Origin of the sequence: Pelagibacterium sp. (genome assembly GCF_965249125.1) — a bacterium.
Lineage (GTDB): Bacteria > Pseudomonadota > Alphaproteobacteria > Rhizobiales > Devosiaceae > Pelagibacterium.
The window spans coordinates 2,924,663-2,943,735 of the sequence record NZ_OZ252217.1 but is presented as its reverse complement, the minus strand read 5'-3'; the positions used below and the strand labels follow the sequence as shown (position 1 = coordinate 2,943,735).

Here is a 19,073-nt window from a genome sequence, read left to right as displayed (position 1 = left end):
TTCCCACGATGTTCGGCAAGCGTGCGAGTTTTGGTGGCAATACCCAGCCGGCTCCCAGTCGCCCGGCGCCTCCATCAGAGGCACTGGAGGTTGAACGCGCCCGTGACCTGTCAGCGATTGCCAAGCCCGAAGCCCAACGAGCCACGGTCGAGGAAGGTGTCGACGGCTCCGAACCCAGTGGCCGCGACAAGAACTACTTTCAGACCAAGTCCTCGATCTTTTCCGCCCTGATCGATTCAATCGACCTGTCGCAACTTGCGGCCATGGATCAGGATTCGGCACGCGAGGAAATTCGCGACATTGTTGCCGAAATCATTGCGCTTAAGAACTTCGTCATGTCGATTTCCGAGCAGGAAGACTTGCTCGACGACATCTGCAACGACGTTCTCGGCTATGGCCCTCTTGAGCCGCTGCTGGCCCGCGACGACATCGCCGATATCATGATAAACGGCTCCCAGCGCTGCTACATCGAAGTCAGTGGCCGGGTGAAGCTGACAAATGTGCGCTTCCGCGATGATGCGCACCTTATGAATGTCTGCCAGCGCATTGTGAGCCAGGTCGGTCGTCGCGTGGATGAATCCTCGCCCATATGCGATGCGCGCTTGCCCGATGGTTCTCGTGTCAACGTCATCGCTCCGCCGCTCTCGATCGATGGGCCAACACTCACCATCCGCAAGTTCAAAAAGGACAAGTTGACCCTGCCGCAGTTGGTCAAGTTCGGTTCGATTTCTCCGGAAGGTGCCGAAGTGTTGCGCGTGCTTGGTCGTGTGCGCGCCAATGTCCTGATTTCCGGCGGTACCGGCTCGGGTAAGACCACCCTGCTCAACTGTCTCACAGCCTTCATCGACAAGGACGAACGCGTCATCACCTGTGAGGATTCGGCCGAACTGCAGCTCCAGCAGCCCCATGTTGTGCGCCTTGAAACCCGCCCGCCCAATCTCGAGGGTGAGGGGGAGGTTACCATGCGCGAACTCGTCAGGAACTGCCTGCGTATGCGTCCGGAGCGGATCATCGTCGGCGAAGTCCGCGGGCCGGAGGCTTTCGACCTGCTCCAGGCGATGAACACCGGCCATGACGGCTCGATGGGCACGCTGCACGCCAACTCTCCGCGTGAAGCCCTTTCCCGACTTGAATCCATGATCACCATGGGCGGGTTCGCGCTGCCCAGCCGCACCATCCGGGAAATGATCGTATCTTCGATCGATGTGATCGTTCAGGCCGCACGTCTGCGTGATGGCTCGCGCCGCATTACCCACATCTCCGAGGTGCTCGGCATGGAAGGCGACGTCATCGTCACCCAGGACGTGTTCCTCTATGACATCATGGGTGAAGACGCCAACGGCGCTCTTCTCGGTCGTCACCGTTCGACCGGCATCACCAAGCCCCAGTTCACCGAGAAGGCCCGCTACTTCAATGAGGAAATAGCTCTTGTCGAAGCGCTTGAGCGGGCCAATGTCGAACAACACGAGTTAATGCGCTGACCATGAGCCCACTCATTCTCGCCATTCTCGTTCTGGTCTGCGTCGGGGCGCTGGGCATTGCCTTCGTCCCCGCGCTGGCCGGTTCAAGCCGGGCCGACAAACGCATGAAGGCGCTGCAGGCCGACGTCCAGGTACGCCGGCAGACCGTTTCCGCCGACAAGACCAGAGAGACACGCCGCCGCACGGTGCAGGATGCTCTCAAACAGCAATCGGACCAGCTGAGCGCCCGCCGCGCCAAAAAGACCCTGAAACACAGGATATTTCAGGCCGGGATCAAGACGACATTTAGGGTGTGGGTACGCAATTCGATCATTCTGGGCGTTGCCCTGTTTGCGATCCTGGTTATCGTGCAGGTGCCCTTGCTTTTTTCTGGGGTTATTGCGGCGGCGGGTGCCTACGTATTGCCGAACGTCTATCTGGGCTGGCGGCGAAAGCGATACCAGAGCGCTTACCTCGATGAATTGCCCAATGCGGTCGAGGCTATTGTGCGCGGCGTCAGGGCCGGCATGCCGCTCAACGATTCAATTCGGCTCGTTGCTCGCGAGGTCAAACAGCCGGTGCGATCGGAATTCATGCGGGTTCTTGATCAGCAATCGGTGGGCAAGAGCATGGCCGAAGCCGTTCCGGTGCTTTTTGATCGCGTGCCCCTGCCTGAAGTCAATTTCTTTATCGTTGTGATCACCGTCCAGCAGCAGTCAGGCGGCAATCTTTCCGAAGCGCTGTCCAACCTCGCAACCGTTCTGCGCAACCGCAAGAAGATGAAAGCCAAGGTCAAGGCCATGAGTTCGGAAGCCAAGGCCTCGGCGATGATCATCGGTGCACTGCCCGTTTTCGTCGTGGGCGCGGTTTCGGTCGTGAGCCCCAGCTATCTCTCACCGCTTGTGTCCACAAGCGCCGGCATGGTGTGCCTGGGCATTGCCGCCGGCATGATGATGGCGGGTGCGTTCGTGATGAACCGCATGATTCAGTTCGACTACTAGGGAAGATTTGCGCGTGAGCCTCACCGACCAGATCGTAAACCCTGACTTTCTTATCGCGGTTTTCGCCGCCATTTCGGCCGCGGCGATCGTCTTTACGTTCGGCTCGCAGATATTCGAACGCGTCGAGCGGAAGGATCGCATGAAGAAGGTGGCCATTGAGCGCGAGCAGATGAGAGCCCGTGAAATGGCTCGTCTGCGCAATCAGGCAGATGGCAAGGAAAATGCGCGAGGCAACATTAGGGGCACCGACGCCCGCTCCTATATGAAATCCACAGTCGAGCGGTTCTCGCTCCAGAAGGCGTTCGTCGATGAGAACACCATGGACCGGCTCGCTCAGGCGGGTCTGCGCGGCCAGGGAGAACTGACCAAACACCTGTTCTTGCGCTTTGTTACGCCATTCCTTCTTTTCGCGCTCGGCGCCTTCTATCTCATTTTCATTACCCCCGGTGGCCGCCCGCTCTTTCTCAATCTGCTCTACGCTGTGGGCGTGGGGCTGGTGGGGGCTTACATGCCGGTCCTGTTGCTGCGCAACAAGGTGCAAAAGCGTCAGAAATCGATCAGAAAAGCCTGGCCCGATGCGCTCGATCTCATCTTGCTCTGTGTGGAGTCGGGGATGTCTATCGAGCACGCCATCAAGCGCGTCGCCAAGGAGATCGGGCTGCAGAGCGTTGAACTCGCCGAGGAAATGACCCTGACAACGGCAGAATTGTCATTTCTCGAAGACCGGACGCGCGCCTACGACAATCTTGCCCGGCGCACCGGGCTCGATGGTGTGCGCTCGGTGATGACAGCGCTCATCCAGGCCGAGCGCTACGGGACGTCCGTTGGTCAGGCCCTGCGCGTCATGGCCGAAGAAGGACGCGATGCGCGAATGATGGAAGCTGAGAAAAAGGCGGCGGCGCTGCCGCCCAAGATGACCGTCCCCCTGATCGTCTTCTTTCTGCCGGTCCTCTTCATCATCATCATGGCGCCCGCCATCATCACGGTCACCACGCTCTGAGCGGACAGCATCAGCCCGCTCAGGCGGGGGTATCGTTGCGGATGGTTTGCCACCGGTCCTGTTGCGTCAGCAGCGCGCGAATATAATCCATGTTGGCCTGGACCTGTTCTGGCGGTAATTCTGCAGCGTAGAGAGAGCGGGCGGCTTCGAACTGCCCCTGTAAACCGAGGACCAGTGCAAGGTTCTGCCGCACCTTGGAATTGGCACCGGGCAGGGCGGTTGCCTGTCGCAAATGCGCTTCGGCTTGGATCAGTTCGCCCGTCATGGCATAAGAAAGCCCCAGATTGGCATAGAGCCGCGCTTCGTTGGGTGCCAGCAGCAGCGCCTGCGCATAGGCCCGCCTAGCGTCCGCAGGTCGTCCCATCTGATCGAGAATGGCGCCACGAACCGATAGTGCGTCCCAGTCCGGCGTCACCGGGTTCATGGTATTGTCGACAACCCGAAGCGCTTGCTCGAACCTTCCCGCGGCGGACAACGCCTTGGCATAGGCCAAGCCCACTTCGGGATCCCCGTGATGAACAGATATGAGATTTTCGAGCACCGTGACGGCGGGTTCGGTCTGGCCCGCGGCCCGCAGTGCGGCGGCGTAGTGGATGCCGAGCTCCTTGTTGCGCGGATCTTGGGCGTATCGTTGGGACAGGTCAGCAACGCTAGCCTGAATCTGCGGCCCGGAAAGGTTGGCGTAATCGGCGTTCAACGCGCCTGTGCGATTGGTGGCACATCCGGCCAGGGCGATGGCGGCGACACTGGCCAGCAACATCAAACCAACTCTGCCCATTCCAACCCCCAGCGCTGTACGCTCGCGCGTGCCATATCCGTTCAAGAAGTAATTCATTAACCCTAACGCGGGGTTAAACCTGGCTTCGCATTGATTGCGGTTCCGGGAGGCAACGGCTACAAACGGCACTCATCGAGTAGAGGAGTCTTACATGTCCGAAACCTTGCCCATCATCTGTGTTACCGAGAATGGGGTTAAAACGGCCAATATCAGCGAGACGCACCGGGCCTGGGCAAGGAGCAATGGATTTGTCGGTCAGTCGGGAAAACTTCTCGCTCTGCCAGATAAAGAAGGCGAGATAGGCGCATACCTTTTTGGTCTCGGTTCAGAGGTCAATCGCTCGGCGTTGGTCCTGGGCCTGGCAGCATCTGCCCTAGCGGCAGGCACATATCGTCTTGAGGGCGATTACGGCGACCCCACCCTGGCCTCCCTGGGTTTCCGGTTGGGAGCATACCGGTTTGACCGCTATGCAGAGGCCAAGGACCAGCCGGTGCTGGAACTGCCCGAGGGCGCCGACGCCGCTGAGATTGAAAACCTCGTGACCTCGGCCTTCATCGCCCGTGACCTCGTTAACATTCCGGCCAACGATCTCGGGCCGGATGCCTTCGAGGCCTGGATCGCCGAATTTGCCGAGACACACGGCGTTGAGGTCAAGGTCATTCGCGACGACGATCTTCTGGCGCAGAATTTCCCGATGATCCATGCAGTCGGCCGCGCCAGTGATCAGGCGCCGCGACTGGTTGATTTTTCCTGGGGTGATGCCGCAAATCCCAAGCTGACTCTCGTGGGCAAAGGCGTCACCTTCGACACGGGAGGGCTCAACATCAAGCCCGGCAGTTCCATGGCATTGATGAAAAAGGACATGGGCGGAGCGGCCAACGTGCTTGGTCTTGCCAATGCCATCATGACGGCTGGCCTCAAGGTTCGCTTGCGGGTTCTTGTCCCCGTTGTGGAAAACTCGATCGCGGGCAACGCGTTCCGGCCCGGAGACGTGCTGCCCTCGCGCAAGGGGTTGACCGTCGAGATCGGCAACACCGACGCGGAGGGCCGGTTGATCCTTGCCGATGCGCTGGCACTGGCCGACGAAGAGCAACCCGACCTTATCATCGATATGGCCACCCTGACTGGTGCGGCACGTGTGGCGCTTGGCCCGGACCTGCCGCCTGTGTATGCGCGAGATGGGGCCTTTGCCAAGACCCTCATCGAGCACGGCATGGCAATTGATGATCCCCTTTGGGAGATGCCGTTGTGGAACGGCTATGACAAGCTGCTCGCCTCAAAGATCGCCGACGTCAGTCACATATCAACCGGTGGTTTGGCCGGATCGATCACCGCTGCCCTGTTTCTCAATCGGTTCGTCAGACCGGAGACTGAATGGATGCATCTCGATATCTTCGCCTGGGCGCCCGAGGCCCGGCCGGGTCGTCCTTTTGGGGGCACAGACCAGGGCGTTCGGGCGCTCTACGGTGCGCTCAAGGATCGATACGGTCAGTAACCCCGGTTGCGGTCGACAACATTGCGCAATGGCTTGCCGGCCTCATGGTCGGCAATGATCTGCGAGAAATAGCGCACGCCGCTCTGCTCATTGGATATCGCCGCGATATGGGGCGTGATGAAACAAGCTTCGATCTCCCAAAGCGGACTTGTCCGGGGGAGAGGTTCGACTTCGAAAACGTCAAGACTGGCGGCACCGAGCGTGCCGTCCTTGAGTGCGGCAACGATATCGGCCTCCTTCTGGTGCCCACCGCGGGCCGCGTTGATCAGCACTGGGCCACCCACCAGACGGCCCCTGCGCAGCGCCCTGAAAGTTTGCATGTTCAGGATGCCGCGCGTTTCGTCAGTGAGCGGCAAAAGGCACACGAGCACGTCAGTGGCGGCCAGAAAGTCATTGAACCGGGTGTCGCCGGCAAAGACCTCAACGCCGTCGACCGATTTGGCTGATCGGCTCCAGCCATTGACGGCAAAGCCTATCGTCTTGAGCTTGCGGGCTGCGTCGGTTCCGAGCACGCCCAGGCCCATGATTCCAACCGTGATTTCGTGGCTCGCCGGCGGGTAGAGCTGGCTCCAGGCCCTGACCTTCTGATGGGCCGCATAGCGGGTGAAAAGCCGCTGGTGCATGGTGACCTGAGAGATCACATAGTCGCTCATGCAATGGGTGAGTTCGTCATCGACAAACCGGATAACGGGAACCTGGGGGAGCGCCGGATGCTCGAGCAGGGCATCGACGCCGGCGCCAAGCGACAGAATCGCTTTGAGATTGTCCAGCCCCTCGAACGCGTCGGGTGCGGGCTTCCAGACAAAGATGTATTCGATTTCTGCGGGGTCGAATTCGTCGCTCCGCGTCACCACACGACAGCCGGGCATCGCCTCGCTGAACCCCTTCGCCCATCCCGCCTCATCGATGCCGGTCAAATGCAACATCAGGGCCATTGAATCCTCCCGCTTGTCTTTCAAGAAAATGGCCGCACCAGATGGCGCGGCCGCTTTTATATGCTGTGGCTGACCAGAGAGTGATCAGTTGGCTGGTGTTTCGGGCGCATCTTCTGGTTCAGATTCGCCTTCAGCCTGCGGCGCATCGGCCTCCACGACAACTGGATCGTCTCCTTCAGCCGCCTCTTCGAGGTTCAGCTGTTCGACCTCCTCAACCGCAGGTTGCTCTTCCGGAGCTTCCCCGGCAGGGTCGGCAGCGCCACCAAGATCGATTGGATTGTCGGAGATAGAATTAAGAAACACGATCAACGCGGCGCGATCTTCGATATTGGCGAGCCCTGCAAAGCTCATCCGCGTGCCTGGTGCGAAATCGGCCGGGCTCTCAAGGAAAGCGCTGAGGTTCTCAGGTGTCCAAGTCTCGCCCGCAGCTCCCAAAGATGCAAGTGCATCGGAATATGAGTATCCCTCGTGAAGGGCGATCTCTGCCCCGACAACGTTGTGGATGCCCGGGCCGACACGGTTTGCGTTCGCGGGAGAATAATCGTGACACGACTGGCAGCGCACGATCAACGCTTCGCCATCTTCCGGTGTTACGGCGGCCATCGCTGCCGTCAATTCGTCTTCGACCGGCGCTTCCTCGCCGCCTTCGCCTTCGGCTGGGGCAGCCGCTTCCTCGGCGGGAGCTTCGGGAAGCGGGAACGGATCGTCCGAATTCTCGCGCAGGAAGGCAATAAGATTGGCGCGGTCCTCGGGGTTCGAGAGGCCCGCAAAGCTCATCTTTGTGCCGGGCGCGTAATTGCGCGGGCTTTCAAGGAACGCATCGAGATGCTCGTAGTCCCATATTTCGCCGTTCGAGCCGAGTGTGGCCAGAGCGTCGGAATATGCAAAACCCTCGTGGCTGGCGATGGGAAGACCGACCACGCCATAGATGCCGGGTCCAGTGCGATTTTCGTTCGCGGGAGAATAGTCGTGGCACGACTGGCACCGGGTAATCAGGCTCTCGCCGGCGTCCGCGGACGCAGTCTGCATGCGGGCCGCAATCGGCGGCACTCCCGGGGCTTCTTCGCCGCCAGCCTCGCCTTCAGCGGCAGGCTCCGGAAGATCGTAGCTTGCGCCACGCCCTTCGATCGGAGCGTAGATTTCGTCAGCGATAAAGCTGACACCCATTACAAAGACCAAGGTGCCCAGAATGGCGCCAAAAATCTTGTTGAGTTCAAATGAATTCATAACCTCGGTCTCTCCGTACCGTTATCTCCGCCCGAGCGCCGGCAGCAGAACGCAAAACACGGGCCCTCGATCGGCGATCCGGGAAGCAGGGCGTCCCCACCCTGCGCCAAAGCCACGGATTCGCCCGTTAAGCCCGCGCGCGGACCATATAATGGAAGCATCGGCCCGCGCAACCGCCATAGGCCGGGTGCGACAATCCCGCAAGCCAAATTTTGCCTTCCGTTCGTTCAATTGACACTCATTGGCCGTGAGGGTTAGGTGCGCGCGCATTCATTCTTTGGGACCACGCCTATGTCACGCAAGATCGCCTTTCAGGGAGAATTAGGAGCTTTCAGTCACGCAACGGCTGTTGAGCTCTTTCCAGACGACCGGCCGGTTCCCTGTGTGACGTTTGAGCAGACCATCGCCGCTGTGCAGTCGGGCGAGGCCGATTATGCTGTCGTGCCTGTCGAAAACTCCCTTTACGGGCGCATTACCGATATTCATCATATTCTGCCCGAAAGCGGGCTCTACATCATCGGGGAGCACTACCTTCCCGTTCGCATGAACCTGCTCGGCGTGCCTGGGGCGACGCTGTCGGATATCGAGGCCGTGCAATCGCTCTCGGTAGCGTTGGGTCAATGCCGCAAATTCATTGCCAAACATAACCTGCGTACGATCAGCGCGGTTGATACGGCGGGTTCGGCCCGCGAAATCGCTGAAAAGGGCGATAGGACAATTGCGGCAATCGCCTCGCGCTTTGCCGCCGAGACCTATGGCCTCGATGTCATCGCCGAAAATATCGAGGATGCCGCCCATAACACCACGCGCTTTCTGATCATGGCACGCGAACCGATTTCACCCAAGCCCAATGGCACCAGGATAAAGACGACTTTTGTCTTCCGCGTCCGCAACGTTCCGGCGGCGCTCTATAAGGCCATGGGCGGGTTTGCGACCAACAGCGTCAACATGACCAAACTAGAAAGCTACATGGTCGGTGGTTCGTTCACCGCCACCCAGTTTTACGCTGATATCGAGGGCCACCCCGACGATCACAACGTCAAGCTGGCGCTCGAGGAACTTGGATTTTTCTCCGATCACTTTAAACTGCTCGGAATCTATCCGGTGGCAGACTCCGCGCCGTGAAAGAGTCCCACTGGGCTCTTGCAAACCCGTCTCCGATGCAGCACATAGGGGACGGGAGGTTGGTGGCGGACGAACCGCTCGCCAACCGGGTCAGGTCCGGAAGGAAGCAGCCCTAACGAGTACGGCACGGGTCGTCGTCAGCCTCCTGCTCTATAGCGCCATTCGGTAATGGCGCGGCAATCCCCCAGCAACGGCCCGCGATGGTGACCCCCCAGACCCCAGCAACGCCCTATCAGGTTCTGGCCCGCAAGTATCGGCCATCGAGCTTTGAGAGCCTTGTTGGGCAGGACGCGATGGTCCAGACATTGGGCAACGCCTTTGCGACCGGTCGCATCCATCACGCTTTCATCCTGACCGGCGTACGCGGCGTAGGGAAAACCACCACCGCCAGAATTCTGGCTCGCGCCTTCAATTACGCCGATGAAGCTGGCGCACATCCCACGCTTGACCTCTCCAAAGAGGGCATCCACTGCGCCGAGATCGTTGCCGGTACCCATGTCGATGTGATGGAAATGGACGCCGCATCCAATACCGGCATCGATTCCATCCGCGAAATTAACGCAATGACGCGCACACCGCCGATGAGCGCACCCTATAAGGTGTTTATCATCGACGAAGTGCATATGCTTTCGACGTCGGCCTTCAACGGGCTTTTGAAAACGCTCGAAGAGCCTCCGCCCTACGTTAAATTCATCTTCGCGACGACAGAAATCCGCAAGGTTCCGGTGACCATTCTGTCGCGCTGCATGCGATTTGATCTGCGGCGGATCTCCCCCGAAGTGATGACGGGGTATCTCTCGGGGTTGCTCGAAAAGGAAGCGATACCGGTCGAGCCTGAAGCACTTTCGATGATCGTGCGCGCAGGTGAAGGTTCGGTGCGCGATTGTCTGTCGCTGACCGACCAGGCTATCGCCCATGGTGGTGGGCAGATCAGCGTCCAGTCAGTTCGCGACATGCTCGGGCTTGCCGATCGGGCGCGCGTCATCGATCTTTTTGAAAGGCTTATGGTTGGCGATATAGCAGGTGCGCTCGATGGCACGCGCGCGCTCTATGATTCGGGCGCCGATCCGACGACGATCATTACCGACCTGGCCGAGCTGACCCATCTGATCACCCGTATCAAGATTGTGCCTTCGGCCGTCGATGATCCGATCTTGACGCCCGACGAACGCAGTCGCGGGGCCGAGCTAGCTCAAAAACTCGGGCTGCGCGTCCTGACGCGCACATGGCAGATTCTGTCGAAAGGGCTCGCTGAGATCGCCCAGTCGGGCAATGGGTTGCAATCGGCGGAAATGGTTCTGATCCGTCTTGCTTATGCTGCCGACCTGCCCGGCCCCGACGAGTTGATCGAAAAGCTAATGAGCCAGCCGACCGATTCCAGCCCGGCGCCGTCCGCTCCGCCTCCCAATGGGGGGGCGGGCTATCAGGCGCGGGCCATTGCGTCCTCGGCGTCACCCGGCACGGCACCTCAACCGGCACCGCGGGCCGAAGCGCGTGTCGTGCCGCAGTCCTACGAGCAGATCGTCGCGCTGGCCGGCGAAAAGCGTGACATCGCCGTCAAGCACGCCCTCGAATCCGATATCAAGCCGGTATCATTCGAAGTCGGGCGCATCGAGGTGGCGCTGACGCCAACCGCCAATCCCTCCATTGTTTCCCTGCTGTCGGCTCGGCTCAAAGACTGGACGGGGCGCCCCTGGCTGGTCACCATCTCAACCAGGGAGATTGCCGCGCCTACATTGCGGGAGGCGCGACGTGCTGCCGAAGATGACGCCCGCAGCGCCGCACTCGAAGACCCTTTGGTCAAGGCTGTGATGGAGACCTTTCCCGGAGCCCGGTTGGTCAACATCAAGTCGCGTCCGGACCTGACAAGCGAGTTGGAAACGGTGGCGGACGATTTCGAAACTCCTATTGATCCGGAGGAAGACGAATGAAAGATCTCATGGGCATGATGAAAAAGGCCCAGGAATTTCAACAACGCGCCCAGGAGATGCAGGCCGAGGCCGCCGCGCATGTTGTCGAAGGGACGGCTGGGGCCGGCATGGTCACTGTGACCATGACTGCCAAGGGTGATTTGCAAGGGCTCAAGATCGATCCGTCGCTGTTCAAGCCCGACGACGCCGAAATCGTTGAAGATCTCATTGTCGCCGCTCATGCCGATGCACGCCGCAAGGGCGAGGATTTCATGCAGCAGAAAATGAGCGAAATGACCGCGGGTCTGCCCATCCCCCCTGGCATGAAGTTCCCGTTTTAGGGACACGGCGGAATGACCAGCACGTCCGGCGGCCCGGAAATCGAACAGCTCATCCAGCTTCTATCGCGCCTGCCGGGACTTGGCCCGCGTTCTGGGCGCAGGGCCGTGTTGCATCTGATAAAGAAAAAAGAGCAATTGATGATCCCGCTTGCCGCAGCACTCGATCGTGCCGTGGACGCGGTGAAAGTCTGCCAGACCTGCGGGAATATCGATACCATCTCCCCGTGCACGATATGCGCGGACCCGCGCCGGGCCGAAACCGGCCTGCTGATTGTTGTAGAGGACGTGGCTGACCTTTGGGCCCTGGAGCGCGCGGGCATTGGAATGGTGCGCTATCACGTCCTTGGTGGCGTCCTTTCGCCACTTGATGGTGTCGGTCCTGATGATCTTTCCATCGATCAACTGATCAGGCGGGCCCCCGACTATTCCGAGGTTGTCCTTGGGGTCAACGCCACCGTCGAAGGGCAGACAACCGCCCACTACATCACCGATCGCCTTGCCCAAACCGGTATCACTATCACCCGACTGGCGCATGGTGTCCCGGTCGGCGGTGAACTGGACTATCTCGACGAGGGCACGCTCAGCCAGGCGCTCAAGGCTCGCACCCGGTTCTGACCCTACTATTTACCGCTTAATAAGTGTAATTGCGGGTTATGGGCTCGCAACGGCAAGTTCTGCCTAAATTTGTTTACGTATTCGCCCCATATCCTGTCCGTCAAAAGCTAGAGCGTGTCCAGCAAAAGTGGAAACGGTTTTGCGGTTCGGACACGCGACCAAACAAAGGTGTAGAGCCGAGGATTTGATTTAATCAAATCCTGAACGGCTCTAGGGACGGGCAGTTCGACATGAGCGAAGTTCTTTCAACCCTGTATCATCAGCACGATATTCGGCTTGTTATCCTTGCGGCGTTCATATGTGCGCTGTCCTCGTTCGCTGGTGTTTCGATCCTGACACATGCGCGCCGGTCTGCCCGCGTGGTGCGGATCGTCTGGTTGGCGATAGCTGCCGTTTCTGTGGGCTTTGGCATCTGGGCCACGCACTTTATCGCCATGCTTTCTTTCGACCTTGGCTTCCCCGCCAGTTATAACGTCGGCCTGACCCTGGCATCGCTGTTGATTGCCATTGCCGTCTGCGGCACGGGGCTTGCCGTGGCCGGCCTGAGCCGCAGACGGTCCGACCTGATTCTGGGCGGTGCCATCGTGGGGCTCGGCATTTCCGCTATGCACTACACTGGCATGCGCGCGCTCGAAATCGGCGGCGAGATAGCTTGGGATTCCGGCCTTGTCGCAAGCTCGGTGATTTCCGGCATGGTTCTTGGCGCCGCCGCCCTGCGAGTTGGCGCAAGCCGAAACCCGCGCGCGCGCGTATTCGGAGCAGGGCTTCTCACCCTCGCAATATGTTCGATGCATTTTACCGCCATGGGAGCTGCCGGGTTCGCCAATTGCTATGCAATCGCCGCACCGGGTGAAATCAGCCCCGGCATGCTTTCGCTGATCGTGGGCGTGGCGTCGATCCTCATTCTACTGGCCGCGCTGGGCAGCCTCTATCTCGATCTGCGTGACCGAAGGCGCGCGGAAGCCGAAGAGAGCCGTATGCGTGGCTTGGCCGATGCTGCGGTCGAAGGTCTCGTCGTCTGTTCCGACAGGACCATCGTTGCGGTCAATGCAGCCTTTCAGCGCCTTGTCGGCGATCAAGGCAAGGATCTTTCCGGACGCGCCATCGCCGAGTTTTTGGCCCCGACGGGCTGCATCGCCATTTTCGAGCATGCAAATGAGCTCGTTGAAACCGAGCTTACCGCTTTGAGCGGTGAACGGATTCCCGTGGAAGTCGTCATGCGGGAAGTCGATTTTGGCGGTCGCCTTCATCGCGCCATCGCGGTCCGTGACCTCAGGGCCCGCAAGCAGGCCGAGCATCACATTCGGTTTCTCGCCCATCACGACGCCATGACCGGGCTCGCCAATCGCGCCAGTTTTAATTCCAGGCTCAACGACGAGATTGCGCGGGCCCGGCTCGCCGGCAAGAATCTTGCGGTTCTGTGTCTCGATCTCGACCGTTTCAAGGAGGTCAATGACTTGTTCGGTCACGCAGCCGGCGACGCGTTGTTGCAACGGGTTGCCGGGCTGATCGAAGGCAATCTCAAAGGCGGCCAGTTCGCAGGGCGGCTCGGGGGCGACGAATTCGCAGTCATTCTACCCGATGTGCGCTCGGCCGAACACGCATCCGCGCTCGCAGCAGGTGTGCTCGAGGTCTTTTCGCGAGCCAATCGAGAAAACGGCGATGGCACTGTCATTTCCGCTTCGGTTGGTGTCGCGCTCTATCCAGAGCATGCACAAGACGCCGATCAGCTGATGACCTATGCGGATACGGCGCTCTATTGCGCCAAGGCCGAAGGCAGGGGGACCCATCGCCTGTTCGAAACGCAGATGGGAGCTCAGGTTCGCGACCGGCGCCTGCTCGAACATGATTTGCGCGCCGCCCTGGCCAGCGACCAGCTCTCGCTCGCCTACCAGCCGCAGGTCAATCTCGAAAGCGGCGAAGTTTCCGGCTTTGAAGCCCTTGTGCGCTGGACCCATCCTCAGCGCGGCGCGGTCCCGCCCTCGACCTTTATCCCCATCGCCGAGGAAACCGGTCTCATCCTTCAGCTCGGCGAATGGGTTATGCGAACCGCATGCATTCAGGCGGCCAGCTGGACGGCGCCGCTCATGATCGCGGTCAACGTTTCTGCCGTGCAGCTTCATGCGCCCAATTTCGTCTCGTTCGTCCAGCAGTTGCTGGTGGAAACGGGCCTTTCTGCCGAAAGACTGGAAATCGAGATCACCGAAACAGCCATGATCCGCAACATGAACCGGGCGCTGGCCAATCTGCGCCAGGTCAAGGCGTTGGGCGTCAAAGTTGCGATGGACGATTTTGGAACGGGTTATTCCTCGCTCTCGAACCTGCGCGCCTTCCCGTTCGACCGGATCAAGGTCGATCAGTCCTTCATTCGGTCGGTGCACGACAATGACCAGTCTGCTGCGATCGTCCGTGCGGTTCTCGGCCTGGGCAAGGGGCTTAACCTGCCCATTCTTGCCGAAGGCGTCGAGCGCTCCGAGGAACTTGAATTCCTCAAGGGCGAAGTGTGCAACGCAGCGCAGGGTTACTGGTTTTCGCAGCCGGAAGATATATCGGTCTTCGAAGACATCGTGCGCGGCACCATCAAGACGATCTCAACCGACCAGACAATCGTGCCGCTCAAACGCCGGGCATAGCAGGAAGCTTCAATCAGGCTTGTCTTCGTAGTCTTCATTGTCTGTTTCGCCGGTAATGCGCGAAATTGCCTCCTCGTCATCGGGCGACTGGCTTTCGATGTGATCGGCCGGATCAAAGCTTGTGGCCGCATCGTCGGGCGCGGCGCGGTTGGCACCTTCCAGCGCGGCAATAGCGGCGTTGACCTCATCGCGCAGCGCATCGATGTCGTTTCCCACATCGGACGCTTCCAATCCCGCAAGATTGTCGGAAATCTCGCGCAGACGGTCGAGCCGTTCCTCGGCCGGGCGGCTTTCGTCGTAGAGATAATCGTTGACCTCATCAAGGCTCATGGGCATCAGCGCGGCCGTTGGGTTCGCGTCGTCTCCGAGGGCCCGATCAACCGGAATGACGCGGCCTTCATGGGGATGTTCTGCCATCGCTGTTCTCCTTTGCATGACCTCGCCGGGACAACGCGACAGCCGACCCCTTGGTTGCCCGATCATTCAAGAAGTGAAGGACGCTCCTCCTCGAATTCAAGCGCTTCGATCTTCTCGCCACGCCGTGTCACCTTGCCGGTCGAAATCAGGATGTCATCGATATCCTGGTTGGCCTGCCGGAAATGGTTCTGGAGCTTGTTGACTCGCTCGTTGAGACGCCCGACGTCAGACAGCAGCGCCACCACCTCTTTCTGGATAATATGGGCCTGTTCGCGCATGCGCACGTCGCGCAACAGCGCCTGAATAACCTGGATCGACAGCATGAGCAGCGAGGGAGAGACGATGACGACCCGGGCCCGTGCGGCCTTTTGAACGACATCCTCGAACCTCTCGTGCAGATCGGCAAAGATCGATTCCGAAGGCACGAACATGAAGGCCGTGTCCTGGGTCTCTCCGGAAATGAGGTATTTTTCGGAAATCGCCTTGATATGCGTCGTGCAATCATTGCGAAACCCGGCCATGGCCGCGCGCAACGACTCGGGCGTCTCCGCTTCGGTGATCCGTTGCCAGCCTTCGAGAGGGAACTTGGCATCGATCACCAGCGATGGCGCATCGTTTGGCATGTGGATGAGAGCGTCGGGGCGTGAATTGTTGGAAAGCGTAACCTGGAATTCATAGGAATTGGGCGCCAGCCCGTCGGCGATGATCGCTTCCATACGCCCCTGACCGAATGCGCCGCGCTGCTGCTTGTTGGACAGGATCGATTGCAACGAAACGATTTCGCCCGAAAGCTGCGTGATGTTGGTCTGGGCTCTGTCGATCACCGCAAGCCGTTCGTTGAGCTTGGTGAGCGTTTCATCTGTCTTGGTCCGGTTTTCCGTCATCGACTGGTTGACCCGATGCGAATTGGCATCGATCCGCTCGGTGAGCACCCGGGCCAGATCGGAGGTCCGCGTGCCGAAAATTTCGCTCATGGTCTGCATGCGACCGGTCATTTCCGACTGAATGCGCATCATGTCGGCCATGTGCCGTTCCATTTCGGCATTGCGCGCGGCCTCGATCGCCGCCTGCTCCTCGCGCTGCCGTGCGGCGCGGGTCTGGCCGATCAGGACGATAATGAGCCCGAGCACCGCAATCGCCAGCCCGCCAGCCAAGGCTTCAAGGATGGTAATTGGCGTGCCGCCGATGTCAAAGAGCACTGTTTCCATAATGTTCTTGTTATCTGATTCGCCCCTTCCCATATCCGCTTTGCTTGACCGGTGTGGTGCACCTGCATTAACCAGTGCCTCACACACCAATTCCGAGATGCTTGAATGGCCGTACGCGAAATCCTCATCCTGCCCGATCCTCTGCTGCGCAAGGTGGCCGAGCCTGTCGAGGCGTTCGATGAAGACCTCCAGAAAACCGTCGATGACATGTTCGAAACCATGTACGACGCGCCCGGTATCGGGCTGGCCGGCCCCCAGATCGGCTATATGAAGCGGGTCGTGGTCATCGACCTCGCCGACGAAGAAAATCCGGACTCCGGCAAGATCGCCATGGTCAATCCCGAGATCGTCGGTCTGAGCGAGGAAACTGCTGTCTCCGAGGAGGGCTGCCTGTCGATCCCCGAGCTTTATTACGAAGTTGAGCGGCCCGCCGAGGTAACCGTCAAATATTTCACGCCGGAAGGTAACGAAGTCACCCGCCATGCGACCGGTCGTCTTGCGGTCTGCATGCAGCATGAGATCGACCATCTCGATGGGGTGCTCTATATCGATTATCTTTCGCGCCTCAAACGCGACCGCGTGAACAAGAAGTTCCAAAAAAAGGCCCGGCTCGCCAGCTGATCTGCGCGCCGGCCATCCGTCTTCAAATCGAAGGGCAATCCGATGCGCGTCGTCTTCATGGGCACCCCCGACTTCGCCGTGCCCACGCTGACCGAGATCGTCATGCGCGGTCATGAGGTCGTCGCGTGCTATACCCGTGCGCCCAAACCCGCCGGGCGCGGCCAGTCCGAGCGCAAATCGCCGGTGCATCTGGCCGCCGAAGAATTCGGCATCCCGGTGTTCACGCCAAAAAATTTCCGCGATCCAGCCGACGTCGCGACTTTTACAGCCCTCGGTGCGGAAGTGGCGGTGGTCGTGGCTTACGGCCTGCTGCTGCCGCCTGCGGTGCTTGAGGCGCCTGCAAAAGGGTGCCTGAACCTGCACGGCTCGCTCTTGCCGCGCTGGCGTGGCGCCGCGCCTATTCAGCGCGCCATCATGGCAGGGGACGAGCGCACGGCGGTTTCGGTGATGAAGATGGAAGAAGGGCTCGATACCGGCCCGGTGAGCCTTATTGATTTCATCTCCATTGGCCCCGAAATGACTGCGGGCGAACTCCACGACGAAATGATGCGCACCGGTGCCGACCTGATGGGCAGGGCTCTTGCAGCGCTGGACCGCGACGCTCTGGAATTCACCGCGCAGCCCGAAGAGGGCGCCACCTACGCCAGAAAAATCGAGAAGGGCGAAGCGCGCATCGATTTTTCTCGGCCCGCTCAAGAGGTTCATAACCATGTCCGGGGCCTTTCGCCGTTCCCTGGCGCATGGTTCGAGATCGAGATTGCCGGCAAGCCGGTTCGGATCAAGGCGTTGCGCTCGAGCCTTGCCGAACGGAGGGGCGTGCCGGGTACGGTACTTGAGGGATTGACCGTCGCGTGTGGCGATGGATCTGTGCGGTTCAAGCAGGTGCAGCGCGAAGGCAAGGGCGCCATGGACGCCGAAGCCTTTCTGCGCGGCGCAGGCGATCTGGCCGGGCGTCGGGTGGGCTGATGCCCCGCTACAAGCTGACCATCGAATATGATGGAACGCCATTCGTGGGCTGGCAGCGCCAGGCCGATGCGCTCTCGGTGCAAGAGGCTCTGGAAACGGCAATCGAGGCGTTTTCCGGCGAAGCTGTGCGCACCCAGACGGCCGGCCGCACCGATGCTGGCGTCCATGCGCGGGGGCAGGTGGCCCATTTCGACCTTGAACGCGAATGGGACCCTTTTCGTGTGTCCGAGGCGCTGAACTTTCACCTCAAGCCTCATCCTATCGTCATTTTGAACTGCGAGGCTGTCGGCGAAGATTTCGAGGCGCGGTTTTCGGCCAAGGCGCGTCACTACCGGTATGTGATCCTCAACCGCCGGGCCCGGCCCTCCCTGGATGTCGACAAGGTCTGGCACGTCGCGGTGCCGCTCGACGAAAAGGCCATGCACGCCGCGGCGCAGACCATTCTGGGGCGGCATGATTTTACAACATTCCGCTCGGCTCAGTGCCAGGCCAATTCGCCTTTGCGTACGCTCGATCGGCTGGACGTCAGGCGCGAGGATGATCTGGTGATTATCGAAGCCTCGGCGCGTGCCTTTTTGCATCATCAGGTGCGCTCGATGACCGGGTCGCTCAAGCTGGTCGGTGAAGGGCGCTGGCCGGTAAGCGATCTCAGGGCGGCGCTCGATGCAAAGGACAGGTCACGGTGCGGGGCCATGGCTCCATCCTCCGGGCTTTATCTGATGGCCATCGATTATTAGCGCAGCGGCAGCTGGGCGAGGATAAATACCGCAAGGATCAGCGCGAAGACTTGCGCGGCCAGCACCATCACGACCTCACCACCCTTCAACGCGGCGACGAGGCGCAGAATATTGATCTCGGCAATGAGCATGGCAATCGCGATGGCGGCCCACAGCGTCAGGATGATCCCGACGATCGTTTCGCCTGCCGCGGGGCCGAGCACCAGCGCGCCAAGGAAAGCCACGCAAAAGGTCGTCACAACGAGCCCTCCGACCGCGATGGCGTTGATCCAATTGCTGGCAACCATGACGGGTCGGAAAGCATGCAGACTATCAAGGCGCGGCAGGACAATCCGCAGTGCGCCGAAGCGAGCGGTGATCAGGGCGCCAAAGATGAAAAGCTGGCCGGTGGGTGACAGGGTCCGCTGGGCGGCAGCGCCCATTCCCGTAATGGCCGTGAAGACGACAAAAGCGACGACAAGCGGAATAAAGCTGCCCGCCAGTCCGCGTTGGGAAAAATCGAACCGGGACAGGGCGTCGCGGCGGCCCAGCAGAAGGCGCCACATGCCGCCAACGGCCCGGCCTGCCTCTTCAAACAGCGTCGATCGGCGTTCTGCCACTCCCG

At 60.1% G+C, this 19,073-nt stretch carries 18 protein-coding genes and 1 other RNA gene; 13 read left to right on the top strand and 6 right to left on the bottom strand.

What is annotated here, in order from left to right; translation table 11 throughout:
- The first annotated feature begins 8 nt into the window (after positions 1-8).
- From ACP148_RS14280 to ACP148_RS14270, 3 genes are read left to right on the top strand one after another with little or no spacing between them, the layout of a single operon-like run.
- Positions 9-1,481, top strand: coding sequence for a CpaF family protein (locus tag ACP148_RS14280; protein ID WP_421953103.1), 1,473 nt, complete (start codon positions 9-11; stop codon positions 1,479-1,481).
- Positions 1,482-1,483: 2 nt separating this feature from the next.
- Positions 1,484-2,461, top strand: coding sequence for a type II secretion system F family protein (locus ACP148_RS14275; protein WP_425033550.1), 978 nt, complete (start codon positions 1,484-1,486; stop codon positions 2,459-2,461).
- A gap of 13 nt (positions 2,462-2,474) precedes the next feature.
- Positions 2,475-3,461, top strand: coding sequence for a type II secretion system F family protein (locus ACP148_RS14270; RefSeq protein ID WP_421953100.1), 987 nt, complete (start codon positions 2,475-2,477; stop codon positions 3,459-3,461).
- A 19-nt stretch (positions 3,462-3,480) separates the two neighbouring features.
- Here ACP148_RS14270 and ACP148_RS14265 read toward each other — a convergent pair whose 3' ends face one another.
- Positions 3,481-4,239, bottom strand: coding sequence for a tetratricopeptide repeat protein (locus ACP148_RS14265; RefSeq protein WP_421953099.1), 759 nt, complete (start codon positions 4,237-4,239; stop codon positions 3,481-3,483).
- A 151-nt stretch (positions 4,240-4,390) separates the two neighbouring features.
- Between ACP148_RS14265 and ACP148_RS14260 the strand changes: the two genes are divergently transcribed.
- Positions 4,391-5,734, top strand: coding sequence for a leucyl aminopeptidase family protein (locus tag ACP148_RS14260; RefSeq protein WP_421953098.1), 1,344 nt, complete (start codon positions 4,391-4,393; stop codon positions 5,732-5,734).
- Here the strand turns inward: ACP148_RS14260 and ACP148_RS14255 are convergent.
- Both ACP148_RS14255 and ACP148_RS14250 read right to left on the bottom strand, forming a co-directional pair.
- The gene (locus tag ACP148_RS14255; protein WP_421953097.1) at positions 5,728-6,669 is read right to left on the bottom strand and encodes a 2-hydroxyacid dehydrogenase; all 942 of its coding nucleotides are present in this window, start codon (positions 6,667-6,669) and stop codon (positions 5,728-5,730) included. The two genes, ACP148_RS14260 and ACP148_RS14255, sit on opposite strands and share 7 nt — an antisense overlap.
- Before the next feature lie 84 nt (positions 6,670-6,753).
- Complete coding sequence (locus tag ACP148_RS14250) at positions 6,754-7,896, bottom strand: c-type cytochrome (RefSeq protein WP_421953096.1); 1,143 nt, start codon at positions 7,894-7,896, stop codon at positions 6,754-6,756.
- Positions 7,897-8,187: 291 nt separating this feature from the next.
- On the opposite strand from ACP148_RS14250, the gene ACP148_RS14245 reads away from it, so the two are divergent.
- From ACP148_RS14245 to ACP148_RS14220, 6 genes are all read left to right on the top strand, one after another.
- The gene (locus tag ACP148_RS14245; protein WP_421953095.1) at positions 8,188-9,021 is read left to right on the top strand and encodes a prephenate dehydratase; all 834 of its coding nucleotides are present in this window, start codon (positions 8,188-8,190) and stop codon (positions 9,019-9,021) included.
- A gap of 54 nt (positions 9,022-9,075) precedes the next feature.
- Positions 9,076-9,170, top strand: an RNA gene (gene ffs, locus ACP148_RS14240) — signal recognition particle sRNA small type.
- Positions 9,171-9,221: 51 nt separating this feature from the next.
- Positions 9,222-10,952 (top strand): DNA polymerase III subunit gamma/tau, encoded by a 1,731-nt coding sequence (locus tag ACP148_RS14235; RefSeq protein WP_421953094.1) that lies wholly within the window; start codon positions 9,222-9,224, stop codon positions 10,950-10,952.
- Positions 10,949-11,272 (top strand): YbaB/EbfC family nucleoid-associated protein, encoded by a 324-nt coding sequence (locus ACP148_RS14230; protein ID WP_421953093.1) that lies wholly within the window; start codon positions 10,949-10,951, stop codon positions 11,270-11,272. Before ACP148_RS14235 ends, ACP148_RS14230 begins: the two co-directional genes overlap by 4 nt.
- 12 nt (positions 11,273-11,284) lie before the next feature.
- Positions 11,285-11,887 (top strand): recombination mediator RecR, encoded by a 603-nt coding sequence (gene recR / locus ACP148_RS14225; RefSeq protein ID WP_421953092.1) that lies wholly within the window; start codon positions 11,285-11,287, stop codon positions 11,885-11,887.
- 230 nt (positions 11,888-12,117) lie between these two features.
- Positions 12,118-14,520, top strand: coding sequence for a bifunctional diguanylate cyclase/phosphodiesterase (locus ACP148_RS14220; protein ID WP_421953091.1), 2,403 nt, complete (start codon positions 12,118-12,120; stop codon positions 14,518-14,520).
- 9 nt (positions 14,521-14,529) lie between these two features.
- Here ACP148_RS14220 and ACP148_RS14215 read toward each other — a convergent pair whose 3' ends face one another.
- Both ACP148_RS14215 and ACP148_RS14210 read right to left on the bottom strand, forming a co-directional pair.
- Positions 14,530-14,937 carry a hypothetical protein gene (locus ACP148_RS14215; protein WP_421953090.1) on the bottom strand — a complete coding sequence of 136 codons (408 nt, stop codon included), beginning with the start codon at positions 14,935-14,937 and terminating at the stop codon, positions 14,530-14,532.
- A gap of 62 nt (positions 14,938-14,999) precedes the next feature.
- Entirely contained in the window at positions 15,000-16,145 is a 1,146-nt protein-coding gene (locus tag ACP148_RS14210; protein ID WP_421953089.1) for a DNA recombination protein RmuC, read from the bottom strand.
- Positions 16,146-16,250: 105 nt separating this feature from the next.
- On the opposite strand from ACP148_RS14210, the gene def reads away from it, so the two are divergent.
- Genes def through truA form a run of 3 tightly spaced genes read left to right on the top strand, consistent with a single transcriptional unit; the run spans position 16,251 to position 18,469 of the window.
- On the top strand, positions 16,251-16,766 hold the full coding sequence (gene def / locus ACP148_RS14205; RefSeq protein WP_421953088.1) for a peptide deformylase: 516 nt from the start codon (positions 16,251-16,253) through the stop codon (positions 16,764-16,766).
- Between the two features lie 42 nt (positions 16,767-16,808).
- Entirely contained in the window at positions 16,809-17,732 is a 924-nt protein-coding gene (gene fmt / locus ACP148_RS14200; protein ID WP_421953087.1) for a methionyl-tRNA formyltransferase, read from the top strand.
- Complete coding sequence (truA, locus tag ACP148_RS14195) at positions 17,732-18,469, top strand: tRNA pseudouridine(38-40) synthase TruA (protein ID WP_421953086.1); 738 nt, start codon at positions 17,732-17,734, stop codon at positions 18,467-18,469. The genes fmt and truA overlap by 1 nt, the downstream gene beginning before the upstream one ends.
- Here truA and ACP148_RS14190 read toward each other — a convergent pair.
- Positions 18,466-19,068 carry a hypothetical protein gene (locus ACP148_RS14190; RefSeq protein ID WP_421953085.1) on the bottom strand — a complete coding sequence of 201 codons (603 nt, stop codon included), beginning with the start codon at positions 19,066-19,068 and terminating at the stop codon, positions 18,466-18,468. The genes truA and ACP148_RS14190 overlap by 4 nt on opposite strands.
- Between the last annotated feature and the right edge of the window lie 5 nt (positions 19,069-19,073).